Source organism: Mesorhizobium atlanticum (genome assembly GCF_003289965.1).
Lineage (GTDB): Bacteria > Pseudomonadota > Alphaproteobacteria > Rhizobiales > Rhizobiaceae > Mesorhizobium > Mesorhizobium atlanticum.
In genome coordinates this window covers 704,643-721,098 of the sequence record NZ_QMBQ01000004.1, presented here as the reverse complement: position 1 = coordinate 721,098, position 16,456 = coordinate 704,643, and the positions used below count along the sequence as shown (strand labels likewise).

Sequence of the window (16,456 nt, the reverse complement as noted above, 5' to 3'; positions counted from 1 at the left end):
CGGCGGCACGAACTCTTGCTTTGACAATTCCAGTCCGCCTGATATCATTTGCATACGAATGAATTTGACCGGTGTGAAACCGGCAGAAAGCCCGAAGCCAGATGCTTTGGGAGGGCCAAGTGGGAATGGTCCGTTTCTGGGAAGGTTCTGGAAGGCAGAGCGTGATCCGTTACGCGAAACCCACCACGGTCGACGAGGCGCTCGCTCTGCTTGGCGAGGATCGCTGGCGCATTCTCGCCGGCGGCACGGATTTCTATCCAGCGCAGGGCGCGAAACCTTTCCGCGACAACATCCTCGACATTAATGGTCTAGCGGAACTGCGCGGCATCGCCGAGACCGGCGAGCATTGGCGCATTGGCGCCCGCACCACCTGGACCGATATCGTCCGCCACAAGCTGCCGTCGGCATTCGACTCGCTGAAGGCCGCCGCGCGCGAGGTGGGTTCCGTACAGATACAGAATGTCGCCTCGGTCGCCGGCAATCTCTGCAACGCCTCGCCCGCCGCCGACGGCGTGCCCGCCCTATTGACGCTCGACGCCGATGTCGAGCTGCGTTCGGCGAAAGCCACCCGTCATCTGCCGCTCGGGGCGTTCATTCTCGGCAATCGCCGCACGGCTTTGCAGCCGGGCGAGATGGTCACCGCCATCCGCGTCCCGAAGCATTCCGCTGTCGGCACCTCGGCCTTCGTCAAGCTCGGCGCCCGTCGTTATCTCGTCATCTCGATCGCCATGGCCGCGGCGCGGCTGGTGGTCGAGGATGGCGTGATCGCCGAAGCGGCGATCGCGGTCGGCTCCTGCTCGGCAGTCGCCCGCCGCCTCGCCGGCGTCGAGGCGGCCCTGCGCGAGCGTCCGATCGATGAGGCGCTTGCCGACGCGGTGCTGTCGGCGCCGTTCGATGAATTGTCGCCGATCGCCGATGTGCGCGGCAGCGCCGAGTACCGGGAGCAAGCGGCGCGCGAAATCGTCGTCCGCGCCGTGCGCTCTGCAACTGGCCTCGACCAAGCCAAGGTGGCCGCATGAACATGGCCCAATCCGGCATGGCCCAGTCCGGCATGGAACGCGCCGACATTGCCTTTGAAGTCAACGGCGCGGCTGTCAGCGTCTCCGTGCCGCCGGTGCGGCGCCTGTCGCAGGTGTTGCGCGACGAGTTGCGGCTCACCGGCACCAAGGTCGGCTGCGACGCCGGCGATTGCGGCGCCTGCACGGTTCTGGTCGACGGCAATCCGGTCTGCGCCTGCCTTGTGCCGGCGGCGTCCGTCACCGGCGCTTGCGTGACCACCGTCGAAGGCCTTGCCAATGGCAGGCTTTCGGCCCTCCAGACCTCCTTCCTCGAACATGGCGCCGCGCAATGCGGCATCTGCACGCCCGGCCTGCTGGTCGCGGCCACCGCGCTTTTGGAGCGCAACCCGACACCCAGCGAGGCCGAGACACAGGACGCACTGGGCGGCGTGCTCTGCCGCTGCACCGGCTACCGCAAGATCATTGCGGCTGTCATGGATGCCGCTCGGTGCGAATCATCGACGGATGGCGCCGCCCCTCATCCGCCTACCGGCACCTTCTCCCCGTATAGTGACGGGGAGAAGGGAGAAGCTCCGGCGCCGGCGACCCCCTCTCCCCGTTTTTCACGGGGAGAGGGTAAGGGTGAGGGGCAGCGCCAGCCTCACGGGCTGTATCTCGACCTTGACCGTAGAATGCCGATCTCCGGCCACGCCGTCGGCGCCTCGCCGATCCGCCTCGACGGCCTGCCGAAGGTCAATGGCACCGAGAAATTCGGCGGCGATTCCTTCCCGGCTGACGCCTTGTCGGTGCTGGTGGTCCGCTCGCCGCACTATCATGCCGGCTTCAGCTTCGGCGATCTCGACGCGTGGACAAGCGCGCGCCCGGGCATTGTCGGTGTTTTCACCGCCGCCGACATTCCGGGCAAGAACTGCTTCGGCGTCATTGGTCCCTTTGCCGACCAGCCTGCGCTCGCCGAAGGCACTGCCCGCTTGCGTGGCGAGGCAGTGGCGCTGGTGGCGGGAGAGCGCGAGGCGATCCTCGATCTCGACCTGACGGATTTTCCGATCGCCTGGACCGAGTTGCCGCACGTGCTGCAGCCGCACGAGGCGAAGGCTGAAGGTGCCGAGCTGATTCACAGCCACCGCCCGGCGAACCTTTTGACCTCCGGCTATGTCGAGCGGGGCGATCCCGAGGGCGCGCTTGCCCGCGCAGCCGTCACAGCGTCCGGTTCCATCGAAACCTCCTTCGTCGAGCACGCCTATATCGAGCCGGAAGCCGGCTATGCTTACATGGATGGCGATACGCTGGTCGTCGTCGCCTGCACCCAGGCGCCCTATATGGACCGCGACGACACGGCCAAGGTGCTCGGCCTTCCGGTCGACAAGGTCCGCATCGTGCCGACCGCCACCGGCGGCGGCTTCGGCTCGAAACTCGATGTCTCGCTGCAGCCTCTCATCGGCCTCGTCGCGATGAAGACTGGGCGGCCGGCGGCACTTGCCTACACGCGCAACGAATCGATGATGTCGACCACCAAGCGCCACCCCGCCGAGATGAAGGCGACGATCGGCGCCGATGCCGAAGGCCGGATCACCGGCATGGTCTTCGAGGGCGACTTCAACACCGGCGCATATGCCAGCTGGGGTCCGACGGTCGCGAACCGCGTGCCGGTGCACGCCTCCGGCCCCTATGCCACGCCGAACTACCGCGCGACCGGCTACGCCATCCACACCAACGGCCCGATCGCCGGCGCCTTCCGCGGCTTCGGCGTGCCGCAGGCCACCATCATGCAGGAAACCCTCTATGACGAGCTCGCCGGCAAGCTCGGCATGGATAGGCTCGATTTCCGCCTGAAGAACTGCCTACGCGACGGCTGCGAGACGGTCACCGGCCAGCGCCTGGACTCGGGCGTCGGCATTGGCGAATGCCTGGAGCAGCTTCAGCCGCACTGGGCGCGCGCGCTGGCCGAGGCGGAAGTTTTTAACGCCACCAACACGGCAAGCAAGCGCGGCGTCGGTGTCGCCTCCTGCTGGTATGGTTGCGGCAACACCTCGCTGCCCAATCCCTCGACCATCAAGGTCGGCATCTCGGCCTCGGGCGACGTTGTCCTGCACCAGGGCGCCGTCGATATCGGCCAGGGCTCCAACACGGTCATCACCCAGATTTGCGCCGACGCGCTCGGCCTGCCGCTGGAAAGATTCCGGTTGAAGAGCGCCGACACCGCCATCACGCCCGATGCCGGCAAAACATCCGCTTCGCGGCAGACCTTTGTCACCGGCAAGGCAGCCGAAAAAGCCGGCCGCGCATTGCGCGAAAAGATCCTGCGCTACGCCAATGTCTCTGGCGAAGCGACGATCGCGCTCGACGGCGCGAACCTTTCCATCCGCGAGGGCGACGCGGCGCGGCGCATCGATCTGTCCGAGCTTGAGGCCAATGCCGACGGCCTCGTCTTCGTCGCCGAGGAAACCTACGATCCGCCGACGCTGCCGCTCGACGCCAAGGGGCAAGGCAAACCCTACGCCGTCTATGGCTATGGCGCGCAGATCGCCGAGCTCGAAGTCGATCTCAAGCTCGGCACCATCAAGCTGATCAAGATCACCGCCGCGCACGATGTCGGCAAGGCGATTAATCCGGTGCTGGTCGAGGGCCAGATCGAGGGCGGCATCGCGCAAGGCATCGGCATGGCGCTGATGGAGGAATACATCCCCGGCCGCACCGAGAATTTGCACGACTATCTCATCCCGACGATCGGCGACGTGCCGCCGGTCGAGCACATTCTGGTCGAGGTTCCGGACCCGGAAGGACCGTTCGGCGCCAAGGGCCTGGGTGAGCATGTGCTGATCCCCACCGCGCCGGCGATCCTCAATGCCATTCGCCACGCCACGGGCGTCCTGGTCACCAAGGTGCCGGCGACGCCGAGCCGCATCCTGGCGGCGATCCGCGAGAAGGAGGCACGCCGATGAGCGAGCTTGCCGAACGTTTCGAAACCCATGATCCCGGCGAGAAGCAGGTGGCGGAGAAGATCCGCTGCGATGCCTGTCCGGTCATGTGCTACATCGCCGACGGCCGCACGGGCGCCTGCGACCGCTACGGCAATATCGGCGGCCGCATCGTTCGCATGGACCCGCTGACCATTCTCGACCACGCGGCCGAGACCGGTGGCGCAGTCGTGCCTTTTGTCGCCGAGGGCGAGGCCTGGAATGGCGAGCTCGTCAACACCGGCCGACGCTTCGTCACCGCGATCGGCGCCGGCACGACGTATCCGGATTACAAGCCGGCGCCCTTCATTGTCAGCCAGGAGGTCGAGGGCGTCGACCTCGTCACCGTCGTCACCGAAGGCATCTTCTCCTACTGCGGCGTCAAGGTGAAGATCGACACCGACCGCCATATCGGCGACGAGACGGCGACGGTGCGCTCGCAAGGCGAGGCGATCGGCCATGTGACGACGGGCGAATATGGCTCGCAGATGCTGTCGCTTGGCGGCGTCCATCACCTCACCGGCGGCTCCAAGCAGGAAGGCCGCGCCACCTGCGACGCGCTGCTCAATCTGTGCAATCGCAAGCCCGTCGAGCTCGCCATCGACGGCGGCGCGACGGTTATCGTCGAAGCCGGCAAACCGCCGGTTATCGACGGCAAGGTCGAACACCGTATGCGCGTCGGCTGCGGTTCGGCCACCATCGGCATGTTCGCCACGCAGTGGCGCGGCCTCGTCGACGAGGTGGTGGTGGTCGACGACCACATCACCGGTGTCGTCTCGGAGCACCAGGCCGGCAAGGTGCTGGGCTGGGAAGACACCGGCATAAAGATCATCGGCCGCCGTTCGACGCCCGGCCGCTACTTCAAGGTATCGGAGCCCGGCCTCGGCTGGGGCGGCACGACGATTTCCGATCCGCTGTCGATCCTCGGCGACTGGAACGCCAAGAAGGGCGCGCGTCCCGGCCTGTCGCTGCTGATGGTGTCGACCACTGGCGAGCAGTTCGCCTATTACGAGCTGGACGACGCGTTGAAGCCGGTCCAGAAGCCATTTCCCGATCGGCTGCAAAAGTCCGTCGGCCTGATCGAGGACAATTGCGAGCCGGCTCTCTGCACCGTTCTCTTCATCGGCGGCGCCGGCGGTTCACTGCGCGCCGGCGTCACCGAAAACCCCGTCAACCTCACCCGCTCGGTTCAGGGTCTGAGGACCTACGTGACGGTGGGCGGCGCGCCGGTCTATGTCTGGCCGGGCGGCGGCATCACGCTGATGGTCGACGTCACCCGGGTGCCGGAAGGCGCCTTCGGCTATGTGCCGACCCCGGCTTTGGTCGCGCCGATCGAGTTCACCATGCGCCGCGACTACTATGTCCGGCTCGGCGGCTACGAGAACGAGATCCGCAGCGTCGAGGATATCCTCGCCAAGGGCGGCGAATATCTCAACCCGCGCCGCGGCACCGGCGCGCCGGCCAACAATCCCTGGCCGCCGCTGGCGCAGCTGCGGCGCGCCGCGGCGAATGGTGCCGGGTGATGAACGGCCCGCAGGCGCATTGGCTGGCCGATGGCCGGCGGCTCCATCTCAACCATGGGCCGATCGACCTCATCGTCGAAGCCTTTGGCTCTGACGACGAACGTCGCGCCGCCTACGAGCAGGCTGTCGCGCGCTTCCAGACGATCCTGATCGAGCTGGTCGAGGAGCTTCCCGAGTTGCGCCTGCCCGCCTTCTTCCTGGCGCCGCGCGATTTCGCCGGCCCGACGGCGCGCCGCATGGAGGCGGCCGTCATGCCGCTGGCGGAATGCTTCATCACGCCGATGGCGGCGGTTGCCGGTTCGGTAGCCGACGAAATTCTTGCCGCGATGCTCTCCGACCGCAGGCTCGACCGTGCTTACGTCAACAATGGCGGCGATTGCGCCCTCTATCTCGGCAGGGACCAGTCGATGACGGTGGCGATTGCCGGTACCGGCAATGGCATGGCCGATCGCGTCGGCATCCGCGCCGAGGATGGCGTGCGCGGTGTTGCCACCAGCGGCTGGCGCGGCCGGTCGTTTTCCTTCGGCATCGCCGATGCCGTCACCGTTCTCGCGCCGACCGGCGCCGAGGCCGATGCGGCGGCAACGCTGATTGCCAACGCGGTCGACCTGCCCGGTCACCCTGCCATCGCGCGCGTTCCGGCGCGCGACCTGGCGCCCGACAGCGATCTCGGAGAGCAACTGGTGACGCAGAGCGTCGGCGCGCTTTCGCCGGGCGAAGTTGCCCGGGCGCTGGACAAGGGCCTCGCCGTCGCCGAAGATTTTCGCCGGCGCGGCCTGATTGCCGCTTCGGCGCTGTTTCTGGCGGGCGAAGCCCGCGTCAGTGGTTCCGTGGCGCTCGCCGCGCCCAACAAGCATCAAGCGAAGGAAACTGCCCATGCCTGACTTTCCGATCCGCAAGGTCGCGGTCCTGACCGAAGAGATTTTCCATGACGGCGGGCCCGTGGCGAAAGAGCCGCGCCTGCGCGCCGCCGCGCTCGCCGTGGTCAAGAACCCGTTTGCCGGCCGCTATGTCGAAGATTTGCAGGGCGCGATGGAAGATTTGAAGCCGCTTGGGCTTCTGCTTTCCGACAGGCTTGTCGCGGCGCTCGGCGGCGACGTGAAGAAGATCGACGGCTACGGCAAGGGCGCCATCGTCGGCTCCGCCGGCGAGCTGGAGCACGGCGCGCTTTGGCATGTGCCGGGCGGCTATGCCATGCGCGAGCGCCTCGGCGACGCCAAGGCGATCGTGCCGTCGGCCAAGAAGGTCGGCGCTTTCGGCTCGAAGCTCGACGTGCCGCTCGGCCACATCAACGCCGCCTATGTGCGCAGCCATTTCGACGCCATGGAGGTCGGCATCAGCGACGGCCCGCGTCCCGACGAAATCCTGTTCTGCCTTGCCATGACCTGCGGCCCGCGCGTCCACAACCGCATGGGCGGCCTGGCGGCCGAGGATATCAAGGCATGGGACGGCCTCAGATGAGCGGCGAGGACAATCTGCTGCGGCTGGTCGAGGCCGAAGAGCCGGACGAAAACAGCTACCACCTGCAGGACCAGGTCGGCTTCATCCTGCGCAAGGCGCATCAGCGCCATGTCTCGATCTTCGCCTCGCATATCGCCGACCTGACGCCGCCGCAATTCGCCGCCTTGGCCAAGCTCTACGATATCGGCGAGACCTCCCAGAACCAGTTGGGAACACTGATCGCCATGGACGCCGCCACCGTGAAGGGCGTCATCGACCGGCTGAAGGCGCGCGGCCTTGTCGAGGTATCCAAGCACGAGGTCGACAAAAGGCGTCTGCTGGTCAATCTGACGCCGGCAGGCCGCGAGGCGATCGAGCGCCTGATCCCGCTTGCGCGGGCCATCACCGACGAGACGTTGGCGCCGCTCACCGCCAAGGAGGCCGCGACATTCCTGCGGCTGCTGGCGAAGCTGGCGTAGAAGGTGCTTTCGATAGGGTGGACATCCTTAGACGCTGGAGAGACAGCACCCCCCTCTGGCCTACCGGCCATCTCCCCCGCTAGGGGGAGATTAGATGTCACCCCGGCCTTCGCCAATCTCCGGCGTTGAAGAAAGAGCGCCAAGGCGGAAGCTGCCAATCTCCCCCCTTGCGGGGGAGATGCCCGGCAGGGCAGAGGGGGGTTGGCGGGAACTCGACCTAGGCGTTTGGCCTATCCGCCACGTCGATCAGCTACAAGTCCACCCCAAACATCCCCCTGGCCTGCTCTGCCGTATAGTACCCCAGCCGGACATCCTCGGCGACCTGCTTCGGATCGCGCTGGCTGGGATCGCCATAGCCCCCGCCGCCCGGCGTGCCGACGCGCACGCGGTCGCCGGCCTTGAGCGCGATGTCCTGCTCCTTGGAAAGATGCGGCGGCACATGCGCCTCGCCGCCCCGGAACACGGTCACGCTGTTTGGCGCGCCGTCCTTGCCGCCGAGCGCGCCTTGCGGGCCGAAGCGGCCGTGATCCATGACGAAGGACGCGCGCGCCTCGCCGCGCAGGATCTCGACCTCATAGGCAAGCCCGAAGCCGCCCCGGTGCTTGCCTGCGCCGCCGGACCCTTCGCGCAGCGCGTAGTGCCGGTAGAGCACCGGAAAAGCCTGCTCCATGATCTCGACCGGCGGCGATTTCGAGATGCCGATGGTCGAGCAGCCATTGCTCAAGCCGTCATGGCCGGCATTGCCGCCATAGCCGCCGCCGGAGATCTGGTACATGACATAGTCGCGGCCGCGCGCCGGGTCGTTGCCGCCGAGCGCGAAATTGCCGCTGGAGCCGGCGGGCGCCGCCGTCACCTTCTCAGGCAATGCCTGCACCATCGCGGCGAACACGGCTTCCGCGATGCGCTGCGATACTTCGGCAGCGCAGCCAGAGACCGGGCGCGGGTATTTGGCGTCGAGGAACGTGCCCTCCGGCCGCTTGACGTTGAGCGGCTCGAATGCGCCGGCGCTGATCGGCACTTCCGGAAAGATGTGGCGCATGGCGAGGTAGACGGACGACAAGGTCGTCGCCAGCACGCTGTTCATCGGCCCGGCGCAGGGTTTTGACGAGCCGGCAAAGTCGAAGGTCAGCGTGTCGCCCTTTTTCTCGACGGCGAGATTGATGGTGAGCGGCTCGTTCACCACGCCGTCGGAATCGACGAAGGCCTGCGAGCGGTAGACGCCGTCCGGTATGACGGCGATCGACGCACGCATCTGCTCGGCGGCGCGGCGACGCAGTTCGGCGATCGCTTCCACGACGGTTTCGTCGCCGTAACGATCGAGGATTTCATTGAGCCTGTCCTGGCCGATCAGCAATGCGGCGGCCTGCGCGCGGATATCGCCGATGCGCTGGTCGGCGACCCGGATGTTCGAGCAGATGATGGCGTAGATCTCGGGATCGAGCACGCCCTTCTTGAACAGTTTCACCGGCGGCAGCCGCAGGCCCTCCTGCTCGACGGCGGTGGCCGAGGCGGAAAAACCGCCCGGCACCGAGCCGCCGATATCCGGCCAGTGCCCGGTGTTGGACAGCCAGCAAAAGATCTTGCCGCCGCGATAGACCGGCATGACGAAGCGCACATCCATCAGATGCGTGCCGCCGAGATAGGGATCGTTGACGATGTAGATGTCGCCCGGTTCCGGCGCCAGGCAACGACCGTCGGCGATCATCTCGATCACCGTCTTCGTCGAGTATTGCATGACGCCGACGAAGACCGGCAGGCCCTGGCTGCCTTGCGCGATCAGCGAGCCGTCGACGGCCGAATAGATGCCGTCCGAGCGGTCATTGGCTTCCGCAATGACCGGCGAGAAGGCCGCTCGCGAGAAAGTCAGGTCCATCTCGTCGCAGACCTGCTGCAAGGCCGCCTGCAGCACCGAAAGCGTGATCGTGTCGAGCTTCGCCATTTCAAGCCTCGCCGATGTCGATGATGATGTTGCCGTCCGCGTCCGAGCGCGCCCGGTCGCCGGGTTCGAGCACGGTGGTGGCGTCCATTTGTTCCAGGATCGCCGGCCCTTCGATCACGGCATCGAGCGGCAGCTTTTCGCGGGCATAGACCGGCGTGTCGTGCCAGGCGCCGTGATACCAGACCGGCCGGATCTCGCGCCGCGCCTCGTCGAGCGTCGCCGCGCGGCCCGCAGGGTCGATCAGTCGCGACAGGTCGATCTGCGGCCGTACGCCGGTGACCGAGGTGTTGAGGTTGACCAGGTTGGCGCGGATTTCCGGCAGCTCGACCTTGAAGCGGGCGAAATAGGCTTTCTCGAACAATTGCTGCAGCGTTTCTCGTGAAACCGAGGATGACGGCAGCGGCACGTTGATGATGTGTGTCTGGCCAACGAACTGCATGTCTGCGGAATGCGTGACGCGGATCGCGTCCGGCTTCACCGCTTCCTTGGCGATCAGCGCCTCGCCTTCGCTACGGTGCCGTTCCAATAACTCGTGAAGCGAAGCTTCATCGAGCAGCCTCACAGGCTGGTTGATCGTGTTGACGAAGTCATGCCGCAGATCGGCGACGACGCAGCCGAGCGCATTGGTGATGCCGGGGCGCGCCGGCACCAGCACGCGGGGCAGGCCGAGCTCGCGGGCAAGCGCCGTCGCATGCAGTGGGCCGGCGCCGCCAAAGGCGAACAGCGCGAAATCGCGCGGGTCATGGCCGCGCGACACCGAGACCATGCGGATCGCGCCCGCCATCTTCATGTTGCCGAGCCTGAGCACGGCGCCCGCGGCCTCGACGCCGGAAAGGCCGGTGCGCTTGCCGATCTTCTCCTCGAAAATGCCGGTCACGCGCTCGACGGTGACCGGATTGTCGACCGCCAATAACTTCTTCGGCGCCAGGCGGCCGAGCACCAGATTGGCGTCGGTGATGGTCGGTTCCGCACCGCCGCGCCCGTAGCAGATCGGGCCTGGATTGGCGCCGGCGCTTTCCGGGCCGATCTGGATCAGCCCGGCCGCATCGACGCGCGCGATCGAGCCGCCGCCGGCCCCCACGGTGTGCACCGCCACCATCGGCACATGGATCGGCATAGCATATTCGATCTCGATCTCGTTCGACACGGCGGGCTCTGCATTGCGGATCAGCGCCACGTCGGTCGAGGTGCCGCCCATGTCGTAGGTGACGAGATTGCCGAAGCCGGCGCGCTTGCCCGTATAGGCGGCGGCGATGACGCCCGAGGCCGGGCCGGACATCACGGTCTTTGCCGATTCCAGCGTGACGAAACGGGCCGAGATCATGCCGCCATTGCCGTTCATGATCAGGAAGTCGCGGGCATAGCCCTTGGACGCCAGCTCCTTGCGCAACCGCTCGACATAGCGTTCGAGGATCGGCTGCACCGAGGCGTTGACCGCCGCGGTCACGCCGCGCTCGAACTCGCGCGCTTCCGACAGCAGCGCATGTCCGGTGGTGATGTGGCCGTTGGGCCAAAGTTCCGCCGCGATCTCGGCCGCGCGCCGCTCGTGCGACGGGTTGGCGTAGGAATGCAGGAAATGGATGACGAGGGATTCGCAGCCCGCGTCGAGCAGCTTCTTCACGGCATCGCGCATCTCGGCTTCATCCAGCGGAATGCGCACGGCGCCGGACGCCTCGACCCGTTCCGACACTTCGAGCCGGAGGTCGCGGGGAATGACGGGGACAAAAGTGCCCGTCATGCCATAGGCCTGCGGCCTTGTGCGGCGGCCGAGTTCGATCACGTCGCGAAAGCCGCGCGTGGTGATCATGCCGGTTCGTGCCAGCCGGCGTTCCAGCACGGCGTTGGTGGTGGTCGTCGTGCCGTGCACGATCAGGTCGATGCCGTCTATCGGAAAGCCGGTCGCGCCAAGCGCGGCGACCACGCCGAACGCCTGGTTTTCCACCGTGGTCGGCGTCTTGGCGATATGGACCTTGCCGCCTGCCTTGCCGTCGATCAGCAGCAGGTCGGTGAAAGTCCCGCCGACGTCGATACCTGCTACGACGCTTCCCGCGGACGCCGAAAATTTCTCAATCATTGCCGAAACCCGAAATAGCAGGACTACGGATATGCCTTGGTTTGGAAAGGCATTTTACGTCGCCATCTTGACCTCAAGATCATTTGTATACTAATAAGTTTCGGACACAAGAGCTTACCGCTTGGCAATGTGTAGCGGGCACGTCGGAACCTGACCGTTCGGCGCGCAGGAGAAAGTTTGGCGCCCAGTGCGTTTGTCTGGGCCGGAAAGTTGGGTTTGATGAACACGACATCCGCGTTGAACACCGCCGGCGCAAGGCCGCTTCAGTTCCCGATCCCGGCCAATGTCTACGCCGAGACCGTGGTGTCGGTGAAGCATTACACCGACCGGCTGTTCTCCTTCCGCATCACCCGCCCGCAGTCGCTGCGCTTCCGCTCCGGCGAATTCGTCATGATCGGCCTGCCCAATGCCGAGAAGCCGATCTTCCGCGCCTATTCGGTTGCCAGCCCCGCCTGGGACGATGAGCTCGAATTCTTCTCGATCAAGGTGCCGGATGGCCCGCTGACCTCCGAGCTGCAGAAGATCCAGGTCGGTGACACCGTCATCATGCGCCAGAAGGCGACCGGCACGCTGGTGCTCGACGCGCTGACGCCCGCCAAGCGCGTGTTCATGATCTCGACCGGCACCGGCATCGCGCCCTTCGCCAGCCTGCTGCGCGATCCCGACACCTATGAGAAGTTCGACCAGGTCATCCTCACCCACACCTGCCGCGACAATGCCGAGCTGATCTACGGCCAGGAACTGGTGGCGGCGCTCGAGAACGATCCTCTGATCGGCGAGCTGACCGCCGGCCGCGTCACGCTCTACAATTCGACGACCCGCGAGGAATCGGCGCGCATGGGTCGCATCACCGCGCTGATTGGCTCCGGAAAATTCTATTCCGACCTCGGCATCGACAAGCTCAATCCCGAGACCGACCGCATCATGATCTGCGGCTCGATGCATATGCTGAAGGACGTCAAGGAGCTCGCCGAAAGCCTCGGCTTCCAGGAGGGTTCCTTGAGCCACCCGGCTAGCTTCGTCGTCGAGCGCGCTTTCGTCGGCTGAGGCTCGCCGCAGTCCGCGAACATCGGTGCTTTGACCATACGGTCAAAAATCTGCTGCCTGAGCTGCCTTTTTCCGCTATGACGCTTTGAAAGACTCGTGAAGCATCGCTTCGCGGGCTATCTTCGTGCCTGTCGGCCAACGACGCGCATGCAGGTATGAAGCGCAACCGCGCTGAAACGAAAGGGCAGGAGATGAGCAGCACGATCCGCGAAGCAGGCACCGGAGCGTCCAAGGTGATGCCGCTGCCGGCGCGCGCCGCCGCCAACACGCCGCTGCCGCTTGAACATGGCATCGCCCGCAACCCCGGCATGAAGCTCGATCTCGGCTTTCTGGAATCCGTGCGCAGCGTCAACCGTTCGGCGCTGGAGCGCCGTGTGGCGACCCTGACCAAGCGGCGCTCGATCAAGGCCGACAACCAGGCCGCCTGGCTGTTGCGCGCCATTGCCTGCATGGACCTCACCACCCTCAACTCCAACGACACCGACGAGCGCGTGCGCCGGCTCTGCGCCAAGGCGATCAACCCGCTGCGCAAGGACATCGTCGAGGGCCTCGGCATATCGGGTGAAACCATCCGGCCGGCCGCGGTCTGCGTCTATCATCCCTTCGTCGCCACCGCGGTCGATGCATTGCGCGGCACAGGCATCCATGTCGCCGCGGTCTCCACCGCCTTCCCGCACGGCCTGGCGCCGCTGTCGACCCGCCTGCAGGAGATCGAGGCCTCGGTGAAGGACGGCGCCGACGAGATCGACGTCGTCATCCCGCGCGGGCTGGTCTACGGCGCCAAATGGCGCGAGCTGTTCAACGAGATCGTCGCTATGCGCGCCGCCTGCGGCGAGGCGCATCTGAAAGTCATTCTCGGCACCGGCGACCTCGCCACTTTGCGCAATGTGATGCTGGCTTCCATGGTAGCGATGATGGCCGGCGCGGATTTCATCAAGACCTCGACCGGCAAGGAGAGCGTCAACGCCACGCTGCCCGTCGGCCTTGCCATGGTGCGCGCCATCCGCGCCTATTTCGAGGAGACCGGCTATCTCATTGGCTTCAAGCCGGCCGGCGGCATCTCCACCGCCAAGGTTTCGCTCGACTGGCTGGTGCTGATGAAGGAAGAGCTCGGACGGCCCTGGCTCGAACCGGAGCTGTTCCGTTTCGGCGCGTCCAGCCTGCTCACCGACATCGAACGCCAGCTCGAGCATCATCTGACCGGTCACTATTCGGCCAACCATCGCCACGCGATGGCGTGAGGCACCCACCCTCCCCCTTGTGGGGGGGCGCCGCAATGCGGCGGGGTGGGGGTCGTAAACCAGAATCTGCCTGTCCAATGAACAGAACCATCAGCAACTTACCCCCACCCGGATCGGCTCTGCCGATCGACCCTCCCCACAAGGGGGAGGGTAAAGGAGGCGCCCCATGAACATCCTCGAACGCTATCACGCCATGGAATACGGCCCGGCGCCGGAAGCCCGCAACGAGGCCGATGCCTGGTTGGCCTCGCGCGATTTCTCCAAGGCGCTGTTCATCGACGGCGCCTGGAAAGCGGCGGCCGGCGGCAAGACGTTCGAGACCAGCGAGCCGTCCTCCGGCAAGCTGCTTGCCAAGGTCTCGGATGCCGGCGCCGCCGACATCGATGCCGCAGTCCAGGCCGCCGCCAAGGCGCTGCCGAAATGGTCGGCTTCCTCCGGCTACGCCCGCGCAAAAATCCTCTACGCCATCGGCCGCGCCATGCAGCGCCACCAGCGCCTGTTCGCCGTGCTGGAATCGATCGACAACGGCAAGCCGATCCGCGAAAGCCGCGACATCGACGTGCCGCTGGCGATCCGCCATTTCATCCATCATGCCGGCTGGGCGCAGACGGTTGCGAAGGATTTTCCCGACCACAAGCCGGTCGGCGTCGTCGGCCAGGTCATCCCGTGGAATTTCCCGCTGCTGATGCTGGCCTGGAAGATCGCGCCGGCGCTGGCCGCCGGCTGCACGGTGGTGCTGAAGCCGGCCGAATTCACACCGCTCACCGCCATATTGTTCGCCGAGATCTGCGAGCGCGCCGGCGTGCCGAAGGGCGTCGTCAACATCGTCCAGGGCGGGCCCGAGGCGGGCGCCGCGATCGTCAATCATCCGGGCGTCCAGAAGATCGCCTTCACCGGCTCTTCGGAAGTCGGCAAGATCATCCGCAAGGCCACCGCCGGTTCGGGCAAAAAACTGTCGCTGGAACTCGGCGGCAAGTCGGCCTTCATCGTCTTCGAGGATGCCGATCTCGACAGCGCCGTGGAGGGTCTGGTCGACGGCATCTGGTTCAACCAGGGCCAGGTCTGCTGCGCCGGCTCGCGCCTGCTGGTGCAGGAAGGCATCGCGGAAGCTTTTATTGCCAAGGTCAAGGTCAGGATGAGCCGGCTGCGCGTAGGCAGCCCGCTTGACAAGAACACCGATATCGGCCCGCTGGTTGACCGCACCCAGCTCGACCGCGTCAAGGGCCTGATCGCCGAAGGCGCCAAGCAGGGCGCCGTCTGCTGGCAGCCGGACGCCGCTTTACCGTCCTCCGGCCACTATCACCTGCCGACACTGGCGACGGGCGTTTCGCCGGCTAACATTCTGGCGCAAGAAGAAGTGTTCGGCCCGGTGCTGGCGACCATGACCTTCCGCAACACCGAGGAAGCGATCGAGCTTGCCAACAACACGCGCTATGGCCTTGCAGCCTCGGTGTGGAGCGAGAACGTCAACCTTGCGCTGCATGTCGCGCCGCAATTGAAGGCCGGCGTGGTGTGGGTCAACGGCACCAACATGTTCGACGCCGCCTGCGGCTTTGGCGGCTATCGCGAAAGCGGCTTCGGCCGTGAAGGCGGCCGTGAGGGCATGTTCGAATATCTGGCGGCAAAGCTCCCCGTTGGCCCGGCCATCAAACCGGCTGCGGCCGGCTCGGCCCAGCCGGTCGAGCAGGCCGACGGCACGGCGATCGACCGCACGGCAAAATTGTTCATCGGTGGCAAGCAGGTCCGGCCGGACGGCAATTATTCGCTCGCCGTCGCTGGCGCCAAGGGCAAGCTGGCCGGCGAAGTCGGCCTCGGCAACCGCAAGGACATCCGCGACGCCGTCGCCGCTGCCCGCGCCTGCAAGGCCTGGCCGGACGCAACCGCGTATAACCGCAGCCAGGTCCTCTACTATTTCGCCGAAAACCTTTCGGGCCGCGCCGACGAATTCGCCGCGCGCCTTGTTCAGCTGACCGGCGTGACGGCCAAGGCCGCGCGCGAGGAGGTCGAGCAGTCGATCGAACGGTTGTTCCTCTATGCCGGCCTCGCCGACAAGTTCGAGGGCCGTGTCCATCAGCCACCGGCCCGCGTCGTGACATTGGCGCTGCATGAGCCCGTCGGCGTCATCGGCATCGTCGCGCCGGACAACCAGCCGCTGCTCAACTTCATCTCGCTGGTAGCGCCGGCGCTCGCCATGGGCAACACCGTGGTCGCCGTTCCGTCGGAGCGGCATCCGCTTTTGGCCACCGACCTCTACCAGGTGATCGAATATTCCGACTTGCCTGCCGGCGCCATCAACATCGTCACCGGCCGCAGCGCCGAGCTTGCCGGCGTGCTGGCCAAGCATGACGATGTCGACGGGCTCTGGCTGTTCGCCGATGCCGACACCTGCGCCAAGGCGGAGGCTGACTCCGTCGGCAACCTCAAGCGTGTCTGGACCGGCAATGGCCGCACGCTCGACTGGGCGTCGGGGGAGGCCGCCGGCGAGCCCTTCCTGCGCCGCGCCATTGAGGTCAAGAACGTCTGGGTGCCTTACGGCGACTGATGCCTCTCGTGTGAACCACGCTGCGCGAAGTCATTGCGGCCGCTGTCGCGAAGGTGATGGCGTTCGGGCTTGACGCTCGTGCGCGTGCTCTTTAACGAGAAAAAACATCTTTATCTGTGAAGCGGAAGCCTGACCGCACGATGCCGGCTGTCTGGCACACGACACCGGGGCCGGCCATCGATTAGAGGCGGACGCTCC

General features: G+C 66.0%; 11 protein-coding genes. 9 read left to right on the top strand and 2 right to left on the bottom strand.

Features of this window, described 5'->3' with window-relative positions; all coding sequences use genetic code 11:
- The first annotated feature begins 161 nt into the window (after window positions 1–161).
- Genes DPM35_RS17045 through DPM35_RS17020 form a run of 6 tightly spaced genes read left to right on the top strand, consistent with a single transcriptional unit; the run spans window position 162 to window position 7,415 of the window.
- Window positions 162–1,019 (top strand): FAD binding domain-containing protein, encoded by an 858-nt coding sequence (locus tag DPM35_RS17045; protein WP_112128402.1) that lies wholly within the window; start codon window positions 162–164, stop codon window positions 1,017–1,019.
- Entirely contained in the window at window positions 1,016–3,958 is a 2,943-nt protein-coding gene (locus tag DPM35_RS17040; protein WP_112128401.1) for a molybdopterin-dependent oxidoreductase, read from the top strand. Before DPM35_RS17045 ends, DPM35_RS17040 begins: the two co-directional genes overlap by 4 nt.
- Window positions 3,955–5,496 (top strand): 6-hydroxynicotinate reductase, encoded by a 1,542-nt coding sequence (locus DPM35_RS17035; protein ID WP_112128400.1) that lies wholly within the window; start codon window positions 3,955–3,957, stop codon window positions 5,494–5,496. The genes DPM35_RS17040 and DPM35_RS17035 overlap by 4 nt, the downstream gene beginning before the upstream one ends.
- Window positions 5,496–6,380 carry a UPF0280 family protein gene (locus DPM35_RS17030; protein WP_112128399.1) on the top strand — a complete coding sequence of 295 codons (885 nt, stop codon included), beginning with the start codon at window positions 5,496–5,498 and terminating at the stop codon, window positions 6,378–6,380. The genes DPM35_RS17035 and DPM35_RS17030 overlap by 1 nt, the downstream gene beginning before the upstream one ends.
- Window positions 6,373–6,957 (top strand): amino acid synthesis family protein, encoded by a 585-nt coding sequence (locus DPM35_RS17025; protein ID WP_112128398.1) that lies wholly within the window; start codon window positions 6,373–6,375, stop codon window positions 6,955–6,957. The genes DPM35_RS17030 and DPM35_RS17025 overlap by 8 nt, the downstream gene beginning before the upstream one ends.
- Window positions 6,954–7,415: a MarR family winged helix-turn-helix transcriptional regulator gene (locus tag DPM35_RS17020; protein ID WP_112128397.1), complete on the top strand. Its 462-nt coding sequence runs from the start codon at window positions 6,954–6,956 to the stop codon at window positions 7,413–7,415. Before DPM35_RS17025 ends, DPM35_RS17020 begins: the two co-directional genes overlap by 4 nt.
- Window positions 7,416–7,665: 250 nt before the next feature.
- Here DPM35_RS17020 and DPM35_RS17015 read toward each other — a convergent pair whose 3' ends face one another.
- Together DPM35_RS17015 and DPM35_RS17010 are read right to left on the bottom strand one after the other, a co-directional pair.
- Window positions 7,666–9,354, bottom strand: a complete 1,689-nt coding sequence (locus tag DPM35_RS17015; protein ID WP_112128396.1) for a hydantoinase B/oxoprolinase family protein — start codon at window positions 9,352–9,354, stop codon at window positions 7,666–7,668.
- Between the two features lies 1 nt (window position 9,355).
- The gene (locus tag DPM35_RS17010; RefSeq protein ID WP_112128395.1) at window positions 9,356–11,428 is read right to left on the bottom strand and encodes a hydantoinase/oxoprolinase family protein; all 2,073 of its coding nucleotides are present in this window, start codon (window positions 11,426–11,428) and stop codon (window positions 9,356–9,358) included.
- Window positions 11,429–11,647: 219 nt separating this feature from the next.
- On the opposite strand from DPM35_RS17010, the gene DPM35_RS17005 reads away from it, so the two are divergent.
- The 3 genes from DPM35_RS17005 to DPM35_RS16995 all read left to right on the top strand — a co-directional run bounded on the left by DPM35_RS17005 (window position 11,648) and on the right by DPM35_RS16995 (window position 16,258).
- Entirely contained in the window at window positions 11,648–12,475 is an 828-nt protein-coding gene (locus tag DPM35_RS17005) for a ferredoxin--NADP reductase (RefSeq protein WP_112128394.1), read from the top strand.
- 191 nt (window positions 12,476–12,666) lie between these two features.
- Entirely contained in the window at window positions 12,667–13,716 is a 1,050-nt protein-coding gene (deoC, locus tag DPM35_RS17000) for a deoxyribose-phosphate aldolase (RefSeq protein WP_112128525.1), read from the top strand.
- A gap of 166 nt (window positions 13,717–13,882) precedes the next feature.
- Window positions 13,883–16,258, top strand: coding sequence for an aldehyde dehydrogenase family protein (locus tag DPM35_RS16995; RefSeq protein ID WP_112128393.1), 2,376 nt, complete (start codon window positions 13,883–13,885; stop codon window positions 16,256–16,258).
- Window positions 16,259–16,456 lie beyond the last annotated feature (198 nt).